The organism is Rhizobium sp. CBN3, assembly GCF_030518245.1.
GTDB classification, from domain to species: Bacteria; Pseudomonadota; Alphaproteobacteria; order Rhizobiales; family Rhizobiaceae; genus Rhizobium; species Rhizobium aethiopicum_A.
Genome location: NZ_JAULSE010000113.1, coordinates 1 through 223 on the forward strand (window position 1 = coordinate 1; position 223 = coordinate 223).

Consider the following 223-nt stretch of genomic DNA (forward strand, 5'->3'; position numbering starts at 1 on the left):
GCCGGTGGCGGCATTGAAGCTGAAGCTGCCATAGAGGCCGTTTAGTGAGGCCGGGACGGCAAACACCGCCTCGCCGTCGTCGACGTCGCTGACCGTCAGCTTGCCGGAGGCACTCGGATCGCCGCTGTCGGCCGCCCCCGCCTCGACCGTCGCCCGGTCGTCGGTCACCGTCGCATCGACGACGATCGCAGCCGCGTCGTTGGCGCCGGTGATGGCGACGACG

General features: G+C 70.4%; 1 protein-coding gene. It reads right to left on the reverse strand.

Annotation, left to right across the window (positions count from 1 at the left end; all coding sequences use genetic code 11):
• Positions 1-223: VCBS domain-containing protein (locus QWJ46_RS31195; protein ID WP_302756406.1), on the reverse strand; the 223-nt coding region annotated here is incomplete at both ends.